Below are 24,228 nucleotides of genomic sequence, written 5' to 3'. Positions count from 1 at the left end.
TTCTGGTTCAGGCAGCAAGGCCGGCGGCCTCGGCTTGGTATTGGGTGGCGGCGGCGAACAGCGGCGCAAGGTCGAGCCGGCCAGCGGCAGCGGCGGGCGCCAGTTGCCAGGGCAATTCACCCAGGCAAGGCGCGTCCAGCGACGCGTGCAGCGTGGCGATGTTCTCGTCGGCCAGCAGCATGTCCGGGTCAACCCGGTTGGCGATCCAGCCCGCCAGCGGCAGGCCGCGCGCGCGGATAGCTTCGGCGGTCAGCACGGCGTGGTTCAGGCAGCCGAGCCGGATGCCGACCACCATCACCACTGGTACCGCCAGCATCACCGCCAGGTCGGCGGTGTTCCAGCGCACGGCGCCGGCGTCGAGCGGCACGTTGAAACCGCCCACGCCCTCCACCACTACCGCATCCGCCTGGCGGCGCAGCGCGTCGAAGGCGGTGCGGACCGGCGCGCGCGTGATGCGCACGCCCTCGTGCGCGGCGGCCAGATGCGGCGAGCACGGCGTGCGCAGCAGGAACGGGCAGGTCTGGCCCAGCGGCACCGCCACCGAGCTGGCGGCGCGCAGCTGCGCCACGTCGTCGTTGTGCCAATGGCCGTCGCGCCACTCACTGCCGCTGGCCACGGGCTTCATGCCCGCGGTGCGGTAGCCGGCGGCATGGAGCGCATGCAGCAGCGTGGCGCTGGCGTGGGTCTTGCCGATGCCGGTATCGGTGCCGGTGACAAAGCAGGCGAAAGGCGCGCGCGTGCTCATGCGGCCTCCCACTGCGCCACGGCGGCGCTCAGGGCATCCAGCAGGCGCCGCACATCGTCTTCGGTGTGCGAAGCCGAAAGCGTGATGCGCAGCCGCGCGGTGCCCTCAGGCACGGTCGGCGGCCGGATCGCGCCGACGCGGATGCCATCCGCCTCCAGCGTGGCCGACAGCGCCAGCGCGGCGCCGTTGTCGCCGACGATCAGCGGCTGGATCGCGGTCTCGCTGTCGCCCAGCGTCCAGCCCGCGATGGCAGCCAACTGGGCCAGCCCCTCGCGCAGCATGGCGATGCAGCGCGTCAGTTGCTCCCGGCGTTGCCTGCCCTCTTCTCCTTCGAGGATCGCCAGGCTGGCCAGCAGCGCATGCGCGACAGCCGGCGGCGCGGCCGTGGTGTAGATATAGGGCCGCGCGGTGTTGACCAGGTGTTCGATGATGGCCTCGTGTGCGGCGACAAAGGCACCCGCCACGCCGGCGGCCTTGCCGAGCGTGCCGACATAGATCAGCCGCTCGGACGACAGTCCCAGCGCTTCCAGCACGCCGTGGCCCTGCTCGCCCAGCACGCCGAAGCCGTGGGCATCGTCGACGATGATCCAGGCGTCATGGCGCTCGGCCAGTTCCAGCAGCTTGCGCAGCGGCGCGACATTGCCGTCCATGCTGAACACGCTGTCGGTCACGATCAGCTTGCGCTCGCTGGTGCTGGCCGCCAGCAGCGCTTCCAGCACGGCGGTGTCGCAATGCGGGTAGCGCTGCACGTCGGCGCGCGCGAGCCGCGCCCCATCGATCAGCGAGGCATGGTTGAGCGACTCACAGAACAGCGTGGCGCCCGCCGTGCCCAGCGCGGTCAGCACCGCCATGTTGGCCATGTAGCCGGTGCAGAAATACAGCGTGCGCGCATGCGGGATATGCGGGGCGAGCCAGCGCGCCAGTTCCGCTTCCAGCTGGGTGTGCGCCAGCGAATGCCCGCTGACGAGGTGCGAGGCGCCGCTGCCGGCGCCATAGCGCTGCGCGCCTTCCACCAGCGCGGCGATCACGTCCGGGTGGTTGGCCAGCCCCATGTAGTCGTTGCTGCAGAAGGTCAGCAGCGATTCCGGCTCGGACCCGTCCTCGCCCACGGCCTGGTGCGGCGCGCAGGCAGTGTGGGCAACGCGGCGGCGGCGCGTCAGGGCCAGCGCGTGGCGCTGTTCGGCGGCCTGCCTCAGTTGTTCAAGCAGCATGGCGCACCTCCCCGCTCGTGCTCATATCGGTGGTCACGTCGTCGAGCGTGGCCAGCAGTTGCTCGCCCAGCCAGCGTGCCTGTGCGGCATCGAAGACGTAGGGCGGCATCACGTACAGCGTATTGCCGATCGGGCGCACCAGCAGCTCGCGCTCGCGCGCGGCGTGATGGAAGCGCGCGGCAAAGTCGGCGCCGGCGACGTCATCGCGCACATCGGCGGCCCAGATCAGCCCGCGCTGGCGCACGTGCCGCAGGCGCGCGTCGGCGGCCAGCGCGGCCATGCCGTCGGCGAGCCAGTGCGCGCGCTCGCGGTTGCGCGCGAGCACGTCGTCCTGCGCGAACAGGTCCAGCGTGGCCAGCGCGGCGCGGCAGGCCAGCGGGTTGCCGGTGTAGGAGTGCGAATGCAGGAAGCTGCGGGCCAGCTCGTCGGCGACGAAGGCGCGCTGGATCTCGGGGCGCGACAGCACCAGCGACAGCGGCAGGTAGCCGCCGCTGATACCCTTGGACAGGCACAGGAAGTCGGGCCACAGGTGGGCGGGCAGCGGCGCCTCCGCGGCGCGCGACTGTTCCCACGCGAAGAAGGTGCCGGTGCGCCCGCAGCCCACCGCGATCTCGTCGGCGATCAGGTGGATCCGGTAGCGGTCGCACAGTGCGCGCGCGCCATCCAGATACGACGGGTCGTACATCGCCATGCCGGCGGCGCCCTGCACCAGCGGCTCGACGATCAGCGCAGCGATCTGGCCGGCGCGCTCGCGCAGCAGGGTTTCCAGCTCCGCCAGGGCGCGGGCAGCCACGTCCGCAGCGCTCTCGCCGGGTGCGGCCTGGCGTGCGTCGGGCGACATCACGACGTGTGCGCGGCGGATCAGCGGATCATAGGCATCGCGGAAGACTTCCACGTCGGTCACCGCGAGCGCGCCCACGGTCTCGCCGTGGTAGCCGTGGCGCAGGCAGACGAACTCGCGCTTGGCCGGCAGGCCGGTATTGCGCCAGTAGTGGAAGCTCATCTTCAGCGCGATCTCGACCGCCGAGGCGCCGTCCGAAGCGTAGAAGACATTGCCGAGCGCGCCGCCGGTCAGCGCTGACAGGCGCTCGGCCAGTTCCACCGCCGGGGCGTGGGTGCAGCCGGCGAGCATCACGTGCTCCAGCGTTTCCAGCTGGCTGGCCAGCGCGGCGTTGATGCGCGGGTTGGCGTGGCCGAACAGGTTGACCCACCACGAACTGGTGGCGTCGAAATAACGGCGGCCGTCGGCATCATGCAGCCACGGGCCAACGCCGCGCACGATCGCCAGCGGCACGGCGTCGTCGTCGGGACGCAGCCGCGTGCACGGATGCCAGACGGCGTTGCGGCTGCGCTGGCCGAGTGCCTGCGCGTCGCTGCCTGGGGAAAGGGACAGGTGATCCAAGGTAGCCCTCCTTTGTTGACCGTCCGCGCGCGCGCCGCTGCCGGCAAGGCCGGGCAGTGCAACGGTGGCGGACAGGTTGGGGAGGGTCATGTTAGGAATGTCTTCTCGCGCTTGGCAATGAAGGTGATATTTTTGCGTTAGCGGTGCTTTGACCGGATTTACCGAACGTTATCGGGGTGAAGCGCTGTTCTTGTCGCTAGCGTGCCGCGATCTCCACGCAACCTGCCGGCAGTCTTTTTTCACTGCGGCAGGCCGCACGTGTGACTCAAGCGGGGCGCCACGACGGCGAGCGCTTTTCCAGGAACGACTTCACCCCTTCACGCCCCTCTTCCGACGCCCGGATCTTCGCAATCCGGTCCGCGGTATCGGCCAGCAAATCGTTGTCGATCGCACGCCCGGCGACGTCCTGCACCAGCCGCTTGCTTTCGCGCACGGCGTTCGGGCTGTTGGCCACCAGCGCGGTCGCCAGTTCGGTGACCTTGGCGTCCAGGGCCTCGGCCGGCACCACCGTGTGCACAAAGCCCAGCCGCAGCGCCTCGGCGGCATCGAAACGCTCGGCGGTGATGAAGTAGCGGCGTGCGGCCTGCTCGCCCAGCGCGCGGATCACATACGGGCTGATGGTGGCGGGCAGCAGGCCCAGGCGCGCCTCGGACAGGCAGAAGTGCGCGTGCTCGGCTGCCACCGCGATATCGCACGCGGCCACCAGGCCCATGCCGCCGGCGTAGGTGTCGCCCTGGATGCGCGCGATCACCGGGCGCGGGCACGACCAGATGGTGTGCAGCATCTGCGCCAGGGTCAGCGCATCGGCACGGTTCTGGTCGTCGGAATAGCCCGCCATCTTCTTCATCCAGTTCAAGTCGGCGCCGGCGCAGAAGGCCGGGCCATTGCCGGCCAGCACGATTGCGCGCACCTCGTCCATGTCGCCCAGCGCGCGGAAGGCGCCGGTCAGCTCGGCGATCACGGTCTCGTTGAAGGCGTTGCGCACATCGGGCCGGTTCAGCGTGACGGTGGCGACGTGGCTGGCGATATTGACGGTCAGTGCGGTGAATTCCATGGTTCGCTCCGTTGGCGGATAAGTTGTCTGGTGCGGTTCAGGTGCCGGCGTCGAACGGCAGGCCCAGCGAGCGGAAGAAGTTGCCGACTTCAGGCAACCACACCGGGATGCCTTCACGCGCGCTGAAGACGCGATGCGAGTCGTTGCCGAACTCGCCCACGTCCAACAGCCGTGATTGAGCCGCGGGACCGGTGGCGCGCGCCTTGAAGGCGTTGAACATGCGGCCGGGCAAGGGCACCGGCCAGTAGCTGTCGTTGTCGCCGTACACCCACAGCGATGGGTAGCGCGCCAGGCCGCCGTAGCTGGCAAAGGCATCGACCAGGCGCTCTTCCCAGTCCGGGCAGTTCAGGTTGCGCAGTCCGCCCGCAAAATTGATCACACCCAGCACTCCGGGATAGCCGATGGTGCTAAACGCCATCGTGGTCAGGCCCCCGTGCGACTGGCCGATCACGACAATGCGCTCCATGTCCACATAGGGCTGCGTGGCCATGAAGTCGAGCGTGGCGACGACATCGTCGGCCTGCATCATGCCGTTGGCCTCGATATCGCAGCTGCCGCCCACATAGGCGCCGCCCGAGCGCGCAAAACCCTGCCGCATCGGCAGCACCACGGCGTAGCCGCGGCGCAGGAATTCCACGCTCTGCGCCGGAAAGCGCGCGCGCCCCTGCATGGCGGGCCGGCCCGGCGCCTTGCCGTGGTTGATCACCACCAGCGGAAACGGCCCGTCGCCAGCCGGCTTGAATACCGTGGCTTCCAGGTCGATGCGCGACGGGATCGCCGCCTTGGGCAGCATCACCACCTGCTCCTGGAAGCGCATGCGCGCAGCTTTGCCGTTTCCGTTCGCAGTCTGCGCATGCCCGCACAGCGGCGCCAGCATGGCGAACGCCGTAACCAGGGCTAGGCTGCAAAGCAGGCGGGCGACACTGCGCATGGGGTGGAAGGCGGTAATGGGACAGTAGTGGCTTGGCCGCAATTACATGCGGAACACGCCGAACTTCATCTCGTCGATCGGTGCATTCAGGCTGGCGGAAAGACCCAGGCCCAGCACGGTGCGGGTCTGCGCCGGGTCGATCACGCCGTCGTCCCACAGCCGCGCACTGGCGTAGTACGGATGGCCCTGGTGCTCGTACTGGTCGCGGATCGGCTGCTTGAACGCCTCTTCCTCCTGCGCGCTCCACTTGCCACCCTTGCCCTCGATGCCGTCGCGGCGCACCGTGGCTAGCACGCTGGCGGCCTGTTCGCCGCCCATCACCGAGATGCGCGCGTTCGGCCACATCCACAGGAAGCGCGGCGAATAGGCGCGCCCGCACATGCCGTAGTTGCCGGCGCCGAACGAGCCGCCGATGATCACGGTGAACTTGGGCACCTGCGCGGTGGCCACCGCGGTCACCATCTTGGCGCCGTTGCGGGCAATGCCTTCGTTCTCGTACTTGCGCCCGACCATGAAGCCGGTGATGTTCTGCAGGAACACCAGCGGGATCTTGCGCTGGCAGCACAGCTCGATGAAGTGCGCGCCCTTGAGCGCGGACTCGGAGAACAGGATGCCGTTGTTGGCGACGATGCCGACCGGGTAGCCCCAGATGCGCGCGAAGCCGCACACCAGCGTGGTGCCGTAGCGCGCCTTGAACTCGTCGAACTCGGAACCGTCGACCAGGCGCGCAATCACCTCGCGCACGTCGTAGGGCTTGCGCGTGTCGGTGGGGATCACGCCGTACAGTTCTTCCACCGGGTACAGCGGCTCGACCGGCTCGTGCAGGCGGATCTGGTCCGGCTTGCGGCGGTTCAGGTGCTGCACGATATTGCGCGCCAGGCTCAGCGCGTGATGGTCGTTCTGCGCAAAGTAGTCGGCCACGCCCGACAGGCGCGTATGCACGTCGGCGCCGCCCAGGTCTTCGGCGCTGACTTCCTCGCCGGTGGCGGCCTTCACCAGCGGCGGGCCACCCAGGAAGATGGTGCCCTGGTTCTTGACGATGATGGACTCGTCGCTCATCGCCGGCACGTAGGCGCCGCCGGCGGTGCACGAGCCCATCACCACCGCGATCTGCGGGATGCCCTGCTTGGACAGGTTGGCCTGGTTGTAGAAGATGCGGCCGAAGTGGTCGCGGTCGGGGAACACGTCGTCCTGGTTGGGCAGGTTGGCGCCGCCGGAATCCACCAGGTAGATGCACGGCAGGTTGTTCTCCTCGGCGATCTCCTGCGCGCGCACATGCTTCTTGACCGTCATCGGGTAGTAGGTACCGCCCTTGACGGTGGCGTCATTGCAGACGATCACGCATTCCTGCCCGGCCACGCGGCCGATGCCGGTGATGATGCCCGCGCCCGGCGCGGCATTGTCGTACATGTCGTACGCGGCCAGCTGCGACAGCTCCAGGAACGGCGTGCCCGGATCCAGCAGCTGCTGCACGCGCTCGCGCGGCAGCAGCTTGCCGCGCGACAGGTGCTTGTTGCGCGCGTCTTCGCCGCCGCCTTCGGCCAGCTTCGCGATCCTGGCCTTGAGGTCGGCCACCAGGGCCTGCATCGACTCGGCGTTGGCCTTGAAGGATTCGGAGCGGGCGTTGAGTTTGGTTTCCAGGGTGGGCATCTGTGTCTCTTCCTGCTTGATATTGGTTTTCGCCGTCCTGCCAGCGGCCGGGCTCAGCCTGCGTGCTTGGGCAGCGGGTGCCCCGGCATCAGGTCGTAGGGATGCTTCCAGCCCGGCAGCGCACGGATGCGCTCGGCCCAGGCGTGGATATGCGGGTACTCCTTGCGCCAGTGCACGCCGATCTCGTCGTCGAAAAAGACGTAGCCCGCCAGCGAGAAGTCCGCGATGCTGGCGCGCTCGCCCAGCAGGAATGCTCGTCCGGCCAGGTGCGCGTTGAGCACGTTCCACGCGCCTTCGCAGCGCGCGCGGAAGAACTCCAGCACGGCCGGGTCCGGCGACCTGGCGAAGTTGCGCATGAAGCGGTAGGTGGCGGTGTAGGAGGTGAACTTGTGGTTGTCGAACAGCAGCCAGCGCAGCACCTCGGCGCGCTCGGCCTCATCGCGCGGGCCGTAGGCATCGAGGCGCGTGGCCAGCGTTTCCAGGATGGCGCCGGACTGCGACAGGCGCTGGCCGCCGAACTCCAGCACCGGCACCTCGCCCATCACGTTGATGGCGCGGTACTCGGGCGTACGGGTCTCGCCATTGAAGAAATCGACGAAGCGCGGCTGCCACAGCTGCTGGCCGCGCTGCACGCCGACGGTTTCCAGCAGCAGCGCCACCTTGTAGGCATTGCCGGACTGGGCAAAGCAATACAGCAGGTACTCAGGCTCGTTCCGCTTTTCGATGCTCATGGTGCCTCCCCGATCATGTCCCCATCCACATAAAGCCAGCGGGGCGCCTCGCCGGGCGCGCGCGCTTCGCAGACAAAGCGGCTGCGCTCATGCAGCCGCTTGGCGCGCCCGCCTACCTTGTAGCGCGCCACGAATTCCACTTCGGCATGCGTGTCGTCCTGCTGCGCATGCGCCTTCACCGTGAGCCCGAGCCAGCGTGTGGCGGTATCCGGCAACAGGTCGGCCGGGCAGGTCGATGCATGCCAGGTCTGCCGCAGCCATTCCATGTCGTTCAGCACATAGGCGCTGTAGCGCGAGCGCATCAGCGCCTCGGCATTGGGCGGCAGTGCCTCGCCACGATGGAAGCGGCCGCAGCAGGCGGCATAGTCCGCGCTGCCGCACGGGCACGGCACCGGTCCGGCCTTGGGCAGGCGGCCTGCCGCTTTCGCCGTCATCCCACCAGCTCCGGCAGGTCGCGCATATCGGTGAAGATGGTGCCCGCGCCGGCCTCGCGCAGCAGCGCGGCATCGTTGCGCTCGGCGTAGCCGAACACCGTCATGCCGGCGGCCACGCCCGCGGTCACGCCGGTCGGGCTGTCTTCCACCACGGCGCAGCGCGCCGGCTCCACGCCCATGGTGCGCGCGGCCAGCAGGTACACATCGGGTGCGGGCTTGCTGCGCGCCACTTCGGTGGCAGAGAAGATGTGCTCGCGCTCATCCTGCTGGAACAGCTCGACCAGCCCGGTCCTGGTCAGTTGCAGCTTGACCTTGATGCGGTCCGCACCCGACGCCACGCACACCGGCATGCCGGTGGCGGCGATCTTGCCAATCGCCTCGCGCACATGCGCCACCGCGACGACTTCGGCTTCCAGCACCGCGTTGCGGCGGGCCAGCCAGGTCGACAGCCAGTTCTCGGGCAGCGGCGCGCCGCGCATGCGCGCGATCATGTCCAGCTCCTCGCGCACGGCGCGGCCGAGGAACAGGCGCGTGGAGTCTTCCAGCGAGATCTCGATGCCAAGCTCGTTCAGCATCTGGTTGAGCACGCGGTTGACGATGGGCTCGCTGTCGACGAGCACGCCGTCGCAGTCGAAGATCACGCAATCGAATCGGCCGGAATGGCCACGGGTTGCTGCAGTCATGCGGGTTTCTTTTCCTTGGTGTCCAGGCTCGGCACGGCTCTGAGTTCAGTCTGGCGGCGGCTCTTCAGGTGGGCCTCGACCTGGTCGAAGCGGTCGAAGCCCCAGAACGGCTCGCCGTCGATGATGACGAAGGGCGAGCCGAACACGCCCTTGGCCATCGCCACGTCGATCTCGGCCTTGAGCTGGTCCTTGATCTGGTAGCTGGTGGCGCCGGCATCCAGCGCCTGCACGTCCACGCCCAGCGGCTCGGCCAGCTTCATGATCTCGGCCGGCTCGGCGATATTGATGTCGTCGACGAACAGCGCGCGGTACACCGACTTGGCAAAGGCCGTGGCGATGTCGTCGCCGTGGTGGTTCTGCAGCCACAGCATGGCGCGCGCGGCGTGCGTGGTGGGCAGCGGGAAATGCGTGGGGCGCTTGTATTCGATGCCGTGGAACCGCGCGGTGCGCTCGAAGTCGCGCCACGAGTAATCGCCCTTGAGCGGCAGCTGCGGCAGCGGCGAGGCGCCGGTGGTCTTGAACACCACGCCCAGCAGGATGGGATGCCAGGCGACAATGCGCCCGTACTTCTGCGCCAGGTCGTCGATGCGGGTGCTGGCAAAGTAGCCGTAGGGCGAAGAGAAATCAAAGTAGAAGTCGATCGCTGCGGTCATGTCGGGGCCCTTCTTGTTGTGGTTGCCGGGTCTGGAATCAGGGAAGCGCGCCGCCTTCGCGGCATGCACCCCATCGTACGCGCATAGCTAGGCCAGCGCGCGCGCGATCAGGATCTTCTGGATATCGCTGGTGCCCTCGTAGATCTGGCACACGCGCACGTCGCGGTAGATGCGCTCCACCGGGAAGTCGCTGACGTAGCCGTAGCCGCCAAACACCTGGATCGCATCCGAGCACACCCGCTCGGCCATCTCGCTGGCAAAGAGCTTGGCCATGGCCGCCTCCTTCAGGCAGGGGCGGCCGGCGTCGCGCAGCGCGGCGGCGTGCCACACCATCTGGCGCGCCACGTCGATGCGGGTGGCCATCTCGGCCAGGCGGAACTGCACCGCCTGGTGCTGGAACAGCGGCTGGCCGAAGCTCTCGCGCTCCTTGGCATAGGCCAGCGCCGCCTCGAACGCGGCGCGCGCCATGCCGATGCTCTGCGAGGCGATGCCGATGCGCCCGCCTTCCAGGCCCGACAGCGCCATCTTGTAGCCGCCGCCCTCGTCGCCCAGCAGGTTGGCCGCCGGCACGCGGCAGTCCTCGAACAGGATCTGCGCGGTGTCCGACGAGTGCTGGCCGAGCTTGTCCTCCAGCCGCGCGACCACGTAACCCGGGGTCGAAGTCGGCACGATAAAGGCGCTGATGCCGCGCTTGCCGGCAGCCTTGTCGGTCACGGCCAGCACGATCGCCACGTCGGCGTTCTGGCCGCTGGTGATGAACTGCTTGACGCCGTTGAGCACGTAGTGGTCGCCGTCGCGGACCGCGCTGGTGCGCAGCGCCGAGGCATCCGAGCCGACGTGCGGCTCGGTCAGGCAGAACGCGCCCAGCATCTCACCGCGCGCCAGCGGCACCAGCCACTGCTGCTTCTGCGCCTCGCTGGCGAACGACATCAGCATGCTGCACACCGGGCAGTTGTTGACGCTGATGACGGTGGAGGTGCCGCCATCGCCGGCCGCGATCTCTTCCAGGATCAGCGCCAGCGACAGGTAGTCCAGGCCGGCGCCGCCGTATTCCTCCGGCACTGCCACGCCGTAGGCACCCAGCGCCGCCAGTTCGCGGTGCACGTCCTTGGGGAAGGTCTTGTCGCGGTCCCACTGCGCGGCCTGCGGCGCGATCACTTCCTGCGCAAACTGGCGCACGGCGTCGCGGATCATTTCCTGTTCGGGGGTCAGCAGCATGTCGGTTCGGTGATCAGTGTGCGGGCGCGCTTACCAGGGGATGGGCGTGCCGTCGTAGTTATGGAAGGTGCCGTTGTCGCGCCGCTTGACGCCAGCCAGCACCTGGCGCATGCCCTTGACGCTCTGCTGCACGGTCAGGTCGGCTTCCTGGCCGCCCATGTCGGTCTTGACCCAGCCCGGGTGCAGCGCGACGCAGGTGGCGTGGCGCGCATCGAGCGAGACCGCGCGCAGCGCCGCATTGGCGCCGGCCTTGCTGACGCGGTACAGCCAGCTGGTGCTGTGCTCCATCGCGGTGATGCTGCCCATGCGCGAGGACAGCACCGCCAGCACCCCGCCGTGGCCGGACTGGCCCGCTTCGACGTAGGGCAGCAGCAGCGGCAGCGCCATCATCGGGCCGAGCACGTTGACATGCATCACCTGGTCGAATTCCTGCGGCGTGACCGGCTGCGCGCCTTCGGTGCGGGGCCCCAGCACGCCGGCGTTGTAGATCGCCACGTCGAGGGCTTCGCCGTCGAGCTTCCAGCCCAGGCCCGCGACCGCGCCGGCATCGGACAGGTCGACCTGGTGAGCTTCGGCACCCAGCGCCTGCAGCGCGCCGACGCCTTCGGGCGTACGCGCCGCCGCGATGACGCGCCAGCCGTCGGCACGGTACTGGCGCACGAATTCAAGGCCGATGCCGCGCGAGGCACCGAGGATCAGGACGGTTGGCAAGGCTGTGCTCCTTTGACTGGCTACTTGGGTTCAGCGAACTGCCTGGATCTTGCGCCCCTCCCCCTTTATGAGGGAGAGGGGCGCAGAACTACGTCAGAGAATCTCAATACCGACCGCGGTTGCCTCGCCGCCGCCAATGCACAGGCTCGCCACGCCGCGCTTGCCGCCGGTCTTGCGCAGCGCGCCGATCAGCGTGGTCATGATGCGTGCGCCCGAGGCGCCGATCGGGTGGCCCAGCGCGCAGGCGCCGCCGTGGATATTGACCTTGTCGCGCGCGATCTTGAGGTCGTGCATGGCCGCCATCGGCACCACGGCAAAGGCCTCGTTGATCTCGAACAGGTCGACGCTGTCGGTGGTCCAGTCCAGCTTGCGGTACAGCTTGGCGATGGCCTCGACCGGCGCGGTGGTGAACCAGCCCGGCGCCTGCGCGTGGGTGGTGTGGCCGAGCATGCGTGCGATCGGCTGCAGGCCGAGCTTCTTCGCGGTGGAGGCGCGCATCATCACCAGCGCCGAGGCGCCGTCGTTGATGGACGACGACGAGGCCGCGGTGATAGTGCCGTCCTTGGCAAAGGCGGGCTTGAGCGAGGGGATCTTGTCGAGCTTGATGCGGCGCGGGCCTTCGTCGGTGTCGATCACGGTGTCGCCGCCCTTGCCGGACACGGTCACTGGCGCAATCTCCCAGCGGAAGTCGCCGTTCTCGGTGGCCTGCTGGGCGCGGCGCACGCTTTCCATCGCGAATTCGTCCTGCTGCTCGCGCGTAAAGCCGTACTTGGCGGCGCAATCCTCGCCGAAGGTGCCCATGGCGCGGCCCTTGTCATACGCGTCTTCCAGGCCGTCCAGCATCATGTGGTCGTAGATCATGCCGTGGCCGATGCGGTAGCCGCCACGGCCCTTCGGCACCAGGTACGGCGCATTGGTCATGCTCTCCATGCCGCCGGCAATGGCGATGTCGAACGAGCCCGCGATCAGCCCGTCGTAGACGGTCATGGCCGCGCGCATGCCCGAGCCGCACATCTTGTTGACGGTGGTGCAGCCCACGCCCAGCGGCAGGCCGGCGCCCAGCGCGGCCTGGCGCGCCGGGGCCTGGCCCTGGCCGGCCGGCAGCACGCAGCCGAACACCACTTCTTCCACCTGCTCGGGCTTCAGGCCGGCGCGCTCAACGGCGGCGCGGATGGCCACGGCGCCCAGCTGCGGCGCGGTGACGCTGGCGAATTCGCCCTGGAACGCAGCCATCGGCGTGCGGGCGGCTGAAACGATAACGATCTCTTCCATGTCGGGTCTCCTGGATCGGTGTATGAAGAAGCGGTGTCGGGTGGGTCCGGTCAGCGGATCGACGCCTGCGGCGGATCGCCGTACTGGCGGTAGGCCGCGGCCAGCTGCTCGTGCAGTTCTTCGTTGCTGCTGGCGGCCATGCCCAGGTCGCGCAGCAGGCCGTCGGACACGCCGTAGACCCAGCCATGCACGGTCACGGCCTGGCCGCGGGTCCAGGCATCCTGGAGCACGGTGGTCTGGCAGACGTTGTTGACCTGCTCGATCACATTGAGCTCGCACAGCCGGGTATGGGCGTCGTCCTCGCGCAGCAGCGTGCCGAGATAGGCCTCGTGCTTGTCGGCCACGTCGCGCACATGGCGCAGCCAGTTGTCGGCCAGGCCGATGCGCTCGCGCTTGAGCGCGACCTTGACACCGCCGCAGCCGTAGTGGCCCACCACGGTGATATGGCGCACCTTGAGCACCTCTACCGCGAACTGAATCACCGCCAGCGCGTTCAGGTCGCTGTGCGCGATCACGTTGGCGATATTGCGGTGGACGAACACCTCGCCCGGGGCCAGGCCCAGGATCTGGTTGGCCGGCACGCGCGAATCGGAGCAGCCGATCCACAGGTACTCGGGCGCCTGCTGGTTGGCCAGGCGCATGAAGAAGGTGGGGTCTTCGGCGTTGACCCGGTCGACCCACTCGCGGTTGTTGCGGAACAGCTGGGCAATGGCGTCAGTCATGCGGCCCTCCTTGCGGGACCAGGATCGGGAACGGCAGCCTGCACGCTGCCAGCTTCGCCGTAGCGGTGAATGAATCGCTCTGAACTGTGATAGGCAAAGAAGTCATGAACATGTCCGGCCAGGAGCCGGTCCTTGTGGCTCTGCCACATGGCAGGGTCGAAAAAGTCCGCATGGTGGCGCAGGAACGCCGCGCGCACGCGCGTGTCGCCCAGCAGGAAGGTGCGGAAGGTCTCGGGAAAGATATCGTGCGGACGCACCGTGTACCAGACCTCGCCCGACATCTCCTCTTCCTCGTTGCGCGGCTGCGGCACGTCGCGGATGTTGCAGTCGGTCAGGTACTCGATCTCGTCGTAGTCGTAGAACACCACGCGCCCGTGGCGCGTGACGCCAAAGTTCTTGTACAGCATGTCTCCCGGGAAGATGTTCGCGGCAATCAGCTCCTTGACGGCGTTGCCGTATTCGATCACGCCGTGCTCGACCTGCGCGTCGGAGCCCTCCGTCAGGTAGATGTTCAGCGGCGTCATGCGGCGCTCGATATAGACGTGGCGCACCACGATCTCTTCGCCCCCGTCCTTGCCGCGCTGGTATTCGATCATCGACGGCGCGTGCTGCTCGAACTCGCGCACCAGCGCATCATCGAAGCGCGAGAGCGGGAAGGCCACGTCGGAGTACTCCAGCGTATCCGCCATGCGGCCCACGCGGTCGTGCTGCTTGACCAGCTGGTACTTGGACTTGACCAGCTCGCGCGTGGTTTCCTTGGGCGCCGGGAAAAAGTCCCTGATGACCTTGAACACGTACGGGTACGACGGCAGCGTGAACACCAGCATCACCAGCCCGCGGATGCCGGGCGCAACGATGAACTTGTCCGACGAATGCTGCAGGTGGTGCAGGAAATCGCGGTAAAACAGGTTCTTGCCCTGCTTCTGCAGGCCCAGCGAGGTATAGATCTCGGCGCGCGGCTTGCGCGGCATGATGTCGCGCAGGAAGGTCACGTAGGCCGACGGAATCTCCATGTCGACCATGAAGTAAGAGTGCGTGAACGAGAACAGGATCAGCAGCTGTTCCTTCTTCAGCAGCACCGTGTCCAGCATCAGCTTGCCCGAGGGGCCGTGCAGGATCGGGATTGCCAGCGGGAAGGTGTGGTCGCCGTTCAGGATGCGGCCGATGATGAAGGCCGCCTTGTTGCGGAAGAACAGCGACGACAGCGTATGGATCTGGAAATTCGGCGCGATGCGCAGGTCGCCGAAATGCTCGCTGACCGCGCGCACCACGTAGCCGATATCGCGCGGCAGGTCCTCGAACGGGCTCTCCAGCTGGAAATTGTGCACGATGCGCTCGAAGCACGCGGCCATGCCCTCGCGGCTGCCCGGGTAGTAGGCGCGGAAGGTCGGGCGCGTGGGCGATTCCTCGTTCTCGATGTACTCGGTCGAGATCGCCGGGCGCACGAAGATGAAATCGTTGTTGAAGTACGAGCGGTGCAGGATGCGCGTGCAGACCGAGTTGAAGAAGGTCTCGGCCAGCTCGGGCTGGTGGTGGTTGGTCAGGAGGCCGATGTAGTGCAGCTTGATCTGCTGCCAGATCTCGTCCTCGATGTTCTCGGCGTCGTACTCGTCTTCCAGGATCACGCTCGATTCGCGCACGCGCTCGTTGTAGAACGCAATGCGGTCGCGCTGAATCTGCTGCAGCCCGTGCCAGTCGCCGGCCTCGAACTTGAGCTTGGCCTGGTGGCTGACCTCGCGGAACAGGCGGTAGTGCTTGTCGAACCCGTCGAGCATCGTTCTCGCCACATCGAAGGCAATCTGCGAAGAGAGCAGTTTGGGGAAGTGGGACATGGGTCGACGGGGGCCGGGGGCAATACTGCGAGAGGTCTTGCGACGGGTACTGAGATTGTAATGGGGTTCGGGCGGGGGCTCCGGGTGATTTCGGCGCCCCCTTGCGCTTTACATGGTCTCCGCGAACAGCTCGCGGCCGATCAGCATGCGGCGGATTTCCGAGGTGCCGGCGCCGATCTCGTACAGCTTGGCGTCGCGCCACAGGCGGCCGGCCGGGTATTCATTGATATAGCCGTTGCCGCCCAGGATCTGCACGGTCTCACCCGCCATCCAGGTGGCCTTCTCGGCGGTGTACAGGATCACCGCGGCGCAGTCCTTGCGCACCTGGCGCACGTGGCCGCTGCCCAGCGCGTCCAGGTTCTTGCCGACCGTGTACAGGTAGCTGCGCGCGGCCTGCAGCGTGGTGTACATGTCGGCCACCTTGCCCTGGATCAGCTGGAATTCGCCGATGCTCTGGCCGAACTGCTTGCGGTCGTGGATATACGGGGTAACCACGTCCATGCACGCCTGCATGATCCCGACCGGGCCGCCCGACAGCACCGCGCGCTCGTAGTCCAGCCCGCTCATCAGCACCTTGGCGCCGCCGTTCTCGGCGCCGAGGATGTTCTCGACCGGCACTTCCACGTCCTGGAACACCAGTTCGCCGGTGTGCGAGCCGCGCATGCCCAGCTTGTCCAGCTTTTGCGCCACCGAGAAGCCCTTCATGCCCTTCTCGACGATAAAAGCGGTCATGCCGCGCGCGCCCAGCTCGGGCTCGGTCTTGGCGTAGACCACCAGCACGTCGCAGTCCGGGCCGTTGGTGATCCACATCTTGGTGCCGTTGAGCACGTAGCGGTCGCCCTTCAGTTCGGCGCGCAGCTTCATGCTGACCACGTCGGAGCCGGCATTGGGCTCGCTCATCGCCAGCGCGCCGATCCATTCGCCCGAGACCAGCTTGGGCAGGTATTTGGCCTTCTGCGCGGCGGTGCCGTTGCGGTGGATCTGGTTCACGCACAGGTTGGAGTGGGCACCGTAGGACAGGCCGACCGACGCCGAGGCGCGGCTGATTTCTTCCATCGCGATCATGTGCGCCAGGTAGCCCATGTTGGCGCCGCCGTATTCCTCGGCCACGGTGATGCCCAGCACGCCCAGGTCGCCCATCTTCTTCCAGGCGTCCATCGGGAACTGGTCGGTGCGGTCGATCTCGGCGGCGCGCGGGGCTAGTTCGGCCTGGGCCCAGTCGCGCACGGAGTTGCGCAGCATCTCGATGTCTTCGCCCAGATCGAATTTCAGGCCTGGCAGTTCGGTCATGATGGTCTCCTGTTTGGAATCGGTATGTGTGTCGGGTTCCGGATGGATGGCCGGATCCGTCAGTTCAGACGTGGCCCAGTGTCTTGACCACGCACAGCGTCATCAGCATGGTGGCCACCTGCTTGCGGCGGCCGTCCTGCTCGACATAGACATCGCCCTGCGCCACGATCAGCGTGCGCCCGGGCTTGAGGACCCGCCCCACCGCCACCAGGCGTTCGCCCTGGGCGGGAGACAGCAGGTTGATCTTGTATTCGGCGGTCAGGCCCGCCTCATCTTCGCCCACCATCGTCAGCGCGGCATAGCCGCAGGCGCTGTCTGCCAGCGCACCCACCGCGCCGCCGTGGAAGAAGCCGTGCTGCTGGGTCACGCCGTCGGACCACGGCATCGCCAGCTCGACCTCGCCGCGGTCCACCCGCCGCAGGCTCGCGCCAAAGGTGGTCATCAGCCCCTGGCGGGAAAAACTGGTGGCAATGGCGTCGGCGCGCGCGGCGGACAGCGATCCTGGTTCAGCGGGTACGGCACTGGCGTTGGATGACGTCATGGCGGAGTTCCGGTGTGAAAACGTTGGGTCGCCGGGCAGCCACAGGCTGCGCGCGCTGTCCGGGTATTCTATTGACGTTTACGTAAACGTCAATCCCATCCGGCACGGATGCCGGTGGAAGTGGCGCTTCAGGCGGCGGTGGTCCGGGCCGGCGCATCGCCGCCTTCCGTGGCCGGCTGCGGCTTGCCGGTCTGCGCGGCCAGCAAGGCCCTGCACTGCCGCTCATGCTGGTCGATCTCGGCCAATTGTGCCTGCAAGTCTTCCATCTGCTGCTCCAGCGTGCGCCGGTGCGCCGCGAGCGAGTGCAGGAAGCGCTCCAGCTGCGGGGTGGTGTCGCGCGGTGACTCGTAGAGATCAAGGATCTCGCGGATCTCATTGAGAGTAAGCCCCAACCTCTTGCCGCGCAGCGTCAGCTTCAGCCGGGTCCGTTCACGGCCGTTGTAGACCCGCTTGCGCCCGCCCGGCCCTTCGCGCTCCGGCGACAGCAGGCCCTGGTCCTCGTAGAAACGGATGGCCCGGGGCGTGATGTCAAATTCGCGCGCAAGGTCGGTGATGGTGAAGGTGGCGGAAGCCGCCGCTGGCGTCGCTGACATAGCCTGCCCAAAGAAAGTGAACGGTCGTTCGTTGTGAAGTCAAGTTTTCGCTTAAGATGGAAACGAGCCGTATGATTGACGTTTACGTTAGCGTCAACCAGGACGGCTGGCAACCGGTGCTTTCACGCCCCAGGTCTTTCGGGCCGGGCGTGGCGGCAGAACGAGAAAGCCCGCGCCCTGGCGCCAGGCTTCGACCACGAGACTCCTCATGAACGCACTCGAACACCAGCTCCAATACCCGTTCGGCGACACCATGCCCGAGCCCGGCTCCAAGCAGGAAGTCGCCCCCGGCGTCTACTGGCTGCGCATGCCGCTGCCGTTCGCGCTCGACCATATCAACCTGTGGCTGCTGCGCGACCGCCTGGACGGCCGCGACGGCTGGACCATCATCGACTGCGGCATCACCAACGACATCATCAAGGGCCACTGGGAAACCATCTTCGCCAATGAGCTGGAAGGCCTGCCGGTGGTGCGCGTGCTGGTGACGCACAGCCACCCCGACCACGTCGGCCTGGCGCACTGGCTGTGCAAGCGCTTCGGCGTACGGCTGTGGATGAGCCTGGGCGACTACATGAGCGCGCGCGTGATGGGCAGCGGCACCGGTGCCGGCTCCAGCGCGGGCGGCGACGCCGCCGCCGCGCACTTCGCGCTGCACGGCCTGACCGATGCCGACAGCCAGGAAAAGCTGCGCGCGCGCAAGACCTACTACCCGTCGCTGGTGCCGGACCTGCCGGCGCAGTACCGCCGCATGATGGAAGGCGACACGGTACGGATCGGCACCGATGCGGCGACCTCGGCCTGGCGCGTGATCACCGGCTTCGGCCATTCGCCCGAGCACGTGGCGCTGTACAACGCCGCCACCAATGTGCTGATCTCCGGCGACATGGTGCTGCCGCGCATCTCGACCAATGTCAGCGTGTTCGACATGGAGCCCGAAGGCAATTCGCTGCAGCTTTACCTGGACTCGCTCGGCAAGTATGAGCCACTGCCGCAGGACGTGCTGATCCTGCCCTCACACGGCCGCCCCTTCCGCAACCTGCATACCCGCATCATGCAGCTGCGCGAGCACCATGCCGACCGCCTCGCCGAAACGCTCGAAGCCTGCGGCGGGAAGGCCTGCAGCGCGCACGACATCGTCAGCGTGATCTTCAAGCGCCAGTTCGACATCCACCAGATGACCTTCGCCATGGGCGAGTCGCTGGCCCACCTGCACTGCCTGTGGCACCGTGGCGAATTGATGCGGGAGACCGGCGACGACGGCGTGATCCGCTTCCGCGCGGCCTGACTGGCTTAGCAGGGCCTTAGTTGGCGGCCGCCAGCGCCGCCAGGTAGCGCACCCCGTCGATGGCGCGGCTGCCATACCAGGACAGCATCTCGCCGTCGACCAGCAGCACCGTCTTGCCAAGCTGGCGCTCGAGCGCGTCGGCGTGGTCTTCGGTAAAGCGGTAGGGCTCGGTCGACAGCAGCACGAGGTCGAGCTCGCGCACCAGCGCGTCGCTCCAGCGGAAGGTGGGATAGCGCTCGCCGGACGCGTTGGGGCGGCTGCAGTCGCCGCCCACGCAGGCTTGCAATGCAGCGCCGCCGTCCGGCCAGGTCTGCCAGTTGGCCAGCGCCAGCAAGCGGCTGATATACGTGTCGCGCGACACCGTCATCCACGGGTCCTGCCAGATCGCATACAGCACGCGGCGCGCCGGCCACGGGCGCACGCAGATCGCGTCCAGCTGCACCTGCAGCGCCGTGCACAGCGCCTCGGCCTCGGCGTGGCAGCCGAAGATGCCGCCCAGCAGCTGGTACAGGCCCAGATTGTCTTCCGGCGCGCACGGATGGGTGACGATCACATTGGGCACGAACGCGCGGATCTCGTCCACGGTCTCGCGCCGGTTCTCATCGATATTGACCACCACGTGCGTGGGCGCCAGCTCGCGCAGCCGCGCCACGTTCACGTCCTTGGTGCCGCCCACCTTGGGCACCGCGCGCACGGCCGGTTCCGGGTGGATGCAGAAGCCGGTGCGCGCCACCATCTGCCGGGCCAGCCCGAGCGCGAACAGCAACTCCGTCACCGACGGCACCAGCGACGCGATCCGCACCACCCCGCTGGCGGCGGCATGCTGCTGGCCGATGGCGTCGCGCCACATGGTCAGGGCTCCTGCGGCGGGTCGGCGCGCCGCGGCTTGCGCGGCGCGCCCGCGGCCAGCGCATCGTAGAGCCAGCGCGGCATCACGTGCAGCAGCGCCGCCACCACGCCCATCGGCCACGGAATCACGCGGAAACGCCGGCCGGCTGCGATCACGCGCACGGCCTTGCGCGCGAACACGTCGGCATCGGTCAGGAACGGCATGCGGTACGGGTTGTGCGCGGTCATCGGCGTGCGGATATAGCCAGGCGCGATCGTGACCACGCGGATGCCGTGCGCGCGCTGCTCCAGCCGCAGGCTTTCCAGCAGCTTGATCACCGCCGACTTGGACGCGCTGTAGGCGCCCGCGCCCGGTAGCCCGCGCACGCCGGCGACGCTGGCAATGCCCACCAGCGTGCCGCGGCGCCCGAAGTGGCCAGGCTCGCGCGCCTGCATCGCGTGCAGGAAGGGCTGGAAGGTGGTCAGCACGCCGAACCAGTTGGTATCCATCACCTGGCGGAAGGCGTCGAGGTCCTCGCGCTCGCTGGCGACGGTGCCGACCGAGACCCCGGCATTGGCGATCACCACGTCCGGGCAGCCGAAATGGCCAAGGAAGTCCTGCGCGGCGCGCGCCATGGCGTCGGCATCGCGCACATCGGCGCCGTAGACGCGCACCGCGCCCGGGTTGGGCAGCGTGGCGACAAACTCGCGCAGCGCGTCCTCGCGGCGCGCCACCAGCCCGAGGATGGCGCCCTGCGACGCGTATTCGCGCGCGAGAGCCTGGCCCAGGCCGCTGGAGGCGCCGGTCAGGAAGACTTTGAGAGGACGCATGAAGGCAGGGTTGCGGTCTGAAATAAAAAACGGCTGGTACAGGATACCAGCCGTTTGGCTTGCTACAGGTGTTGGATAACCCTCGGCTTGCGAAGGCCGCCAGCAGATTACATCTTCTTCGCCTTCACCTGGTCCACCAGGTAATCCATGGTCTGGATCGCGCCCTGCTTGTTGCCGGCAATCGACGGCGAGGTCACGAACTTGCCCTGCACCACCACGGTCGGCACGCCGTCGATCTTGTAGGCGTCGGCGATTTTGTTGGCGCGCTGCGAGTTGGTGGTCACCGTGAACGAGTTGTAGGCGTCCAGGAAGGCCTTGCGGTCCACACCGTTCTTGGCCATGAAGTCGGCGATCTCGTTGGGGTCCGTCATGCGCTTGCGGTCCACGTGGATGGCGTTGAAGACCTTGGTGTGCATGGCGTCGAGCTTGCCGATGGCTTCCAGCGCATAGAAGATCTTGGTGTGCGGCAGCAGGTCGTCACGGAACGCGACCGGCACACGCTTGAAGACCACGTTGCTGCCCTGCTTCTTGACCCAGGCTTCCAGATCCGGCTCGAAATCGTAGCAGTGCGGGCAGCCGTACCAGAAGAACTCGGTCACCTCGATCTTGCCCGCGGCGACCGGCTGGGCCGCCTTCAGGACCTGGTATTCCTTGCCCTCGGCGGGCGCCGCCCGGGACGGGGCGGACATCAGCAGGCCGCCCACGGCGGCGAACATGGCGAACAGTGCGGCGAGTTTTTTCATCTTGGTGCGGCCTTGCGGTTTGGACGATGAGCGTATGACAGCGGCGGCGGCGTCCGGTTCAGCGGAACGCCGGCCACTTCTGGTGACAACGTGTTGCGGCGGTTACCGGCGATGACAGCCAGTGCCGCCGGCACGACTGGAATAACGCCTGACCCTGCGGTCCGGCTTACTGCTTGGTGAAGCGGATCACCGAGGCCTCGAAGCCGGACGACTGCAGCCGGTCGCGTGCCTTGTTCATGTCTTCGATGCGGTTGAACGGCCCCAGGCGCACCCGGTACATCTTGACGCCGTTGACGTCGCGTTCGGTGATCCTGGCTTCGAAGCCCTGCATCGCCAGGTTGGCCTTCTGGCGGTCGGCGTCGTCCGACGAGCGGAACGCGCCCACCTGCAGCAGGTAGCCCACCTTGTTGGCGTCGGCCTGGGCGATCTCGGCGATCGGGTCGGCCACCGGCTTCTCGGCCGGCTTGCTGGCGACGGGCTTGTCAGCCGGCTTTTCCGCGGGCTTTTCCACCGGCTTCTCGGCCGGACGGGCCACTGCCACCGGGGGTTGCTGGCCGTTCTGGCCAGAACGGCCGTTCGCCTTCGGTTCCGGCTCGGGCGGCTGGCCCACCGGCTTGGCCGGGGTCTTGCTCCACAGCGGCTTGTTGGGGTCGCTCGGGCCCTCGTCGGCGCGCTGGGCCGGCGGCGGCAGCTGGCTGGTGACATTACCCGGCTCGCTCGGGCGCGGGGCACTCTTCTGCTGGAACGGGGTCGGCGACTTGGTGATGTACAGGGCGACCACCACGGCGATGGCCAGCCCGACGATCAGCCCGAGCACCAGGCCCAGGAACGTACCGCCGCGTTGCTGGTTGCGGCGGACATGGCGCGACTCGCGCTTGCGTTGCTGTTGCATGAAGTCCTCTTCGGTGATGCCGGGATTATAGGGCCAGCGCCGCCAACGGCAGCACTGGCATCGTCCCCGGGGCCGGACGGCCCCGTGCGTCCCGCGCGGGGGACGCCGGACGTCTGCTTACATGCGGCGCGGAGCGGACACGCCGATCACCGCCAGGCCGTTGCGCAGCACCTGGCGCGTGGCGGCCAGCAGCGCCAGCCGGGCGCGCTTGACGGCCTCGTCGTCCACCAGCACGCGGTCGGCGTTGTAGAAGGCGTGGAAGTCGCCGGCCAGGTCGCGCAGGTAGAAGGCGACCGCATGCGGCGCCAGCTCGGCGGCGGCGACCGACAGCATGTCCGGGAACTCGGCCAGGCGCTGTCCCAGCGCCTGCGCCTGGGCGCTGGCTTCGGGGCCGGTCACGGCGGACAGGTCGGCGCCGGCCAGCTCGGCCAGGCGGGCTTCCCAGTCCGCGCCGCCCCACGACTCGAAGATCGAGCAGATGCGGGCATGGGCGTACTGCACGTAGTACACCGGGTTCTCGTCGCTCTGCTTGAGCGCGAGGTCGACGTCGAACACGAACTCGGTATCGGCCTTGCGCGACAGCAGGAAGAAGCGCACCGCGTCGCGGCCACGGGTGAAGTGCGCGGGCCAGTCGGCCACGCCTTGCTCCAGGCAGCCGCGGATGGTCTCGCAGGTGTCGTCCTGGCCGTTGGACCATTCGATCAGGTCGCGCACGGTGACATAGGAGCCGGCGCGCTTGGAGATCTTGACCTCCTCGCCGTTCTTCATCACGGTGACCATCTTGTGCAGCACGTAGTCGGGGTAGCCCTGCGGGATGCCCATGTCCAGGCCCTGCAGGCCGGCGCGCACGCGCGCGATGGTGCCGTGGTGGTCGCTGCCCTGCACGTTGATGACCTTGGTGAAGCCACGCTCCCACTTGGTGGTGTGGTAGGCCACGTCCGGCACGAAGTACGTATAGGTGCCGTCGCTCTTCTTCATCACGCGGTCCTTGTCGTCGCCGTCGTCGGTGGTGCGCAGCCACAGCGCGCCCTCGCTCTCGTAGGTCTTGCCCTTGCCGATCAGCGACTGCACCGCGGCTTCGACGCGGCCGTCGCTATACAGCGACGACTCCAGGTAGTAGCGGTCGAACTTGACGCCGAAGGCCTGCAGGTCGATGTCCTGCTCATTGCGCAGGTAGGTGACGGCAAACTTGCGGATCGAGTCGATGTCCTCGACGTTGCCTGACGCGGTCACGGGCTCGCCGTCCGAGGCGCTGACAGTCTTGCCGGCCAGGAAATCGGCGGCGATGTCGGCGATGTAGTCGCCGTTGTAGGCGGCCTCAGGCCAGCTGGCGTCGCCCGGCTTGAGGCCGCGCGCGCGCGCCTGCACCGACAGCGCCAGGGTCTGGATCTGCACGCCGGCGTCGTTGTAGTAGAACTCACGGTGCACGTGGAAGCCCTGCCACGACAGCAGGTTGGCCAGCGCATCGCCCAGCGCCGCCTGGCGCCCGTGGCCAACGTGAAGCGGGCCGGTCGGGTTGGCCGAGACGAACTCCACCAGCACCTGGCCGTGCACGCCGCGCTCGCGCGCGCCGTAGCGGTCGCCCTCGGCCAGCACCGCGCGCAGCACGTCGGCCTTGGCGGCCGGGGTCAGGCGCAGGTTGATGAAGCCGGGGCCGGCAATCTCCATGGCCTGGACCAGGCCCTGCGCGCGCGCGTCGGCCTGCACCGCATCGACGATGCGCTGGGCCAGCTCGCGCGGATTGCTCTTGAGCGCGCGCGCGACCTGCATGGCGATGTTGCAGGCAAGGTCTCCGTGGGCGGCCACCTTGGGCCGCTCGAAGGTGACGGCGGGCAGGGTGGCATCGGCCGGGGCGAGCGCGCGCACCGCATCAGTGAACGCGGCGGCAAGATTAGAGGTCTGAACAGGCAGCATGGATGTCGGAAGCCCTGTGGGCAAGTATTCAGGCGCAGCCCCTGGGGCAGCGCCGGCGCCCG

24 protein-coding genes are annotated in these 24,228 nt (G+C 67.8%); 1 reads left to right on the top strand and 23 read right to left on the bottom strand.

All coding sequences use genetic code 11. From position 1 onward, the window contains the following. Positions 1 to 7: 7 nt before the first annotated feature. The 18 genes from bioD to CNE_RS00775 all read right to left on the bottom strand — a co-directional run bounded on the left by bioD (position 8) and on the right by CNE_RS00775 (position 17,673). Positions 8 to 745 (bottom strand): dethiobiotin synthase, encoded by a 738-nt coding sequence (bioD, locus tag CNE_RS00860; RefSeq protein WP_013955267.1) that lies wholly within the window; start codon positions 743 to 745, stop codon positions 8 to 10. Next, complete coding sequence (gene bioF, locus CNE_RS00855) at positions 742 to 1,956, bottom strand: 8-amino-7-oxononanoate synthase (protein WP_013955266.1); 1,215 nt, start codon at positions 1,954 to 1,956, stop codon at positions 742 to 744. Before bioF ends, bioD begins: the two co-directional genes overlap by 4 nt. Continuing rightward, the gene (bioA, locus tag CNE_RS00850) at positions 1,946 to 3,358 is read right to left on the bottom strand and encodes an adenosylmethionine--8-amino-7-oxononanoate transaminase (protein WP_193351033.1); all 1,413 of its coding nucleotides are present in this window, start codon (positions 3,356 to 3,358) and stop codon (positions 1,946 to 1,948) included. Before bioA ends, bioF begins: the two co-directional genes overlap by 11 nt. A 265-nt stretch (positions 3,359 to 3,623) precedes the next feature. Beyond that, a complete protein-coding gene (locus tag CNE_RS00845) occupies positions 3,624 to 4,412 on the bottom strand; it encodes an enoyl-CoA hydratase/isomerase family protein (RefSeq protein ID WP_013955264.1) in 789 nt (262 codons plus the stop codon). Between the two features lie 37 nt (positions 4,413 to 4,449). Further along, entirely contained in the window at positions 4,450 to 5,343 is an 894-nt protein-coding gene (locus CNE_RS00840) for a dienelactone hydrolase family protein (protein WP_013955263.1), read from the bottom strand. A 42-nt stretch (positions 5,344 to 5,385) separates the two neighbouring features. Beyond that, entirely contained in the window at positions 5,386 to 6,993 is a 1,608-nt protein-coding gene (locus tag CNE_RS00835) for a carboxyl transferase domain-containing protein (protein WP_013955262.1), read from the bottom strand. 53 nt (positions 6,994 to 7,046) lie between these two features. After that, a complete protein-coding gene (locus CNE_RS00830; protein WP_013955261.1) occupies positions 7,047 to 7,724 on the bottom strand; it encodes a glutathione S-transferase family protein in 678 nt (225 codons plus the stop codon). Beyond that, the gene (locus CNE_RS00825; protein ID WP_013955260.1) at positions 7,721 to 8,158 is read right to left on the bottom strand and encodes a YchJ family protein; all 438 of its coding nucleotides are present in this window, start codon (positions 8,156 to 8,158) and stop codon (positions 7,721 to 7,723) included. Before CNE_RS00825 ends, CNE_RS00830 begins: the two co-directional genes overlap by 4 nt. Continuing rightward, positions 8,155 to 8,841 carry an HAD family hydrolase gene (locus CNE_RS00820; RefSeq protein WP_013955259.1) on the bottom strand — a complete coding sequence of 229 codons (687 nt, stop codon included), beginning with the start codon at positions 8,839 to 8,841 and terminating at the stop codon, positions 8,155 to 8,157. The genes CNE_RS00825 and CNE_RS00820 overlap by 4 nt, the downstream gene beginning before the upstream one ends. Beyond that, positions 8,838 to 9,494: a 2-hydroxychromene-2-carboxylate isomerase gene (locus CNE_RS00815; RefSeq protein WP_018314407.1), complete on the bottom strand. Its 657-nt coding sequence runs from the start codon at positions 9,492 to 9,494 to the stop codon at positions 8,838 to 8,840. Before CNE_RS00815 ends, CNE_RS00820 begins: the two co-directional genes overlap by 4 nt. An 87-nt stretch (positions 9,495 to 9,581) precedes the next feature. Next, complete coding sequence (locus CNE_RS00810; RefSeq protein ID WP_013955257.1) at positions 9,582 to 10,712, bottom strand: acyl-CoA dehydrogenase family protein; 1,131 nt, start codon at positions 10,710 to 10,712, stop codon at positions 9,582 to 9,584. Between the two features lie 30 nt (positions 10,713 to 10,742). After that, positions 10,743 to 11,423, bottom strand: coding sequence for an SDR family oxidoreductase (locus CNE_RS00805; protein WP_013955256.1), 681 nt, complete (start codon positions 11,421 to 11,423; stop codon positions 10,743 to 10,745). Between the two features lie 93 nt (positions 11,424 to 11,516). Next, the gene (locus tag CNE_RS00800) at positions 11,517 to 12,695 is read right to left on the bottom strand and encodes an acetyl-CoA C-acetyltransferase (RefSeq protein ID WP_013955255.1); all 1,179 of its coding nucleotides are present in this window, start codon (positions 12,693 to 12,695) and stop codon (positions 11,517 to 11,519) included. A 50-nt stretch (positions 12,696 to 12,745) separates the two neighbouring features. Further along, positions 12,746 to 13,417 carry a carbonate dehydratase gene (gene can, locus CNE_RS00795; RefSeq protein WP_013955254.1) on the bottom strand — a complete coding sequence of 224 codons (672 nt, stop codon included), beginning with the start codon at positions 13,415 to 13,417 and terminating at the stop codon, positions 12,746 to 12,748. After that, a complete protein-coding gene (gene aceK, locus CNE_RS00790) occupies positions 13,414 to 15,249 on the bottom strand; it encodes a bifunctional isocitrate dehydrogenase kinase/phosphatase (RefSeq protein WP_013955253.1) in 1,836 nt (611 codons plus the stop codon). Before aceK ends, can begins: the two co-directional genes overlap by 4 nt. 108 nt (positions 15,250 to 15,357) lie before the next feature. Beyond that, on the bottom strand, positions 15,358 to 16,539 hold the full coding sequence (locus CNE_RS00785; RefSeq protein ID WP_013955252.1) for an isovaleryl-CoA dehydrogenase: 1,182 nt from the start codon (positions 16,537 to 16,539) through the stop codon (positions 15,358 to 15,360). A 64-nt stretch (positions 16,540 to 16,603) separates the two neighbouring features. After that, positions 16,604 to 17,080, bottom strand: a complete 477-nt coding sequence (locus CNE_RS00780; protein WP_013955251.1) for a PaaI family thioesterase — start codon at positions 17,078 to 17,080, stop codon at positions 16,604 to 16,606. A 128-nt stretch (positions 17,081 to 17,208) separates the two neighbouring features. After that, positions 17,209 to 17,673, bottom strand: coding sequence for a MerR family transcriptional regulator (locus CNE_RS00775; RefSeq protein WP_013955250.1), 465 nt, complete (start codon positions 17,671 to 17,673; stop codon positions 17,209 to 17,211). Positions 17,674 to 17,881: 208 nt separating this feature from the next. Here CNE_RS00775 and CNE_RS00770 point away from each other — a divergent pair, with 208 nt between their 5' ends. Continuing rightward, the gene (locus CNE_RS00770; RefSeq protein ID WP_013955249.1) at positions 17,882 to 18,958 is read left to right on the top strand and encodes an MBL fold metallo-hydrolase; all 1,077 of its coding nucleotides are present in this window, start codon (positions 17,882 to 17,884) and stop codon (positions 18,956 to 18,958) included. 16 nt (positions 18,959 to 18,974) lie between these two features. Here the strand turns inward: CNE_RS00770 and CNE_RS00765 are convergent, their stop codons facing one another. The 5 genes from CNE_RS00765 to argS form a co-directional block, all read right to left on the bottom strand. After that, on the bottom strand, positions 18,975 to 19,808 hold the full coding sequence (locus CNE_RS00765; protein WP_013955248.1) for a helical backbone metal receptor: 834 nt from the start codon (positions 19,806 to 19,808) through the stop codon (positions 18,975 to 18,977). Positions 19,809 to 19,810: 2 nt separating this feature from the next. Further along, positions 19,811 to 20,617 carry an SDR family oxidoreductase gene (locus CNE_RS00760; protein ID WP_013955247.1) on the bottom strand — a complete coding sequence of 269 codons (807 nt, stop codon included), beginning with the start codon at positions 20,615 to 20,617 and terminating at the stop codon, positions 19,811 to 19,813. 107 nt (positions 20,618 to 20,724) lie between these two features. Beyond that, positions 20,725 to 21,360, bottom strand: coding sequence for a thiol:disulfide interchange protein DsbA/DsbL (locus CNE_RS00755; protein WP_013955246.1), 636 nt, complete (start codon positions 21,358 to 21,360; stop codon positions 20,725 to 20,727). A 166-nt stretch (positions 21,361 to 21,526) separates the two neighbouring features. Then, positions 21,527 to 22,252 (bottom strand): SPOR domain-containing protein, encoded by a 726-nt coding sequence (locus tag CNE_RS00750; protein WP_013955245.1) that lies wholly within the window; start codon positions 22,250 to 22,252, stop codon positions 21,527 to 21,529. A 117-nt stretch (positions 22,253 to 22,369) separates the two neighbouring features. Then, positions 22,370 to 24,166: an arginine--tRNA ligase gene (gene argS, locus CNE_RS00745; protein WP_013955244.1), complete on the bottom strand. Its 1,797-nt coding sequence runs from the start codon at positions 24,164 to 24,166 to the stop codon at positions 22,370 to 22,372. Positions 24,167 to 24,228: the final 62 nt, after the last annotated feature.

The sequence above is a fragment of the Cupriavidus necator N-1 genome (genome assembly GCF_000219215.1).
GTDB classification, from domain to species: domain Bacteria; phylum Pseudomonadota; class Gammaproteobacteria; order Burkholderiales; family Burkholderiaceae; genus Cupriavidus; species Cupriavidus necator.
This window is presented reverse-complemented; position numbering and strand designations above follow the sequence as displayed.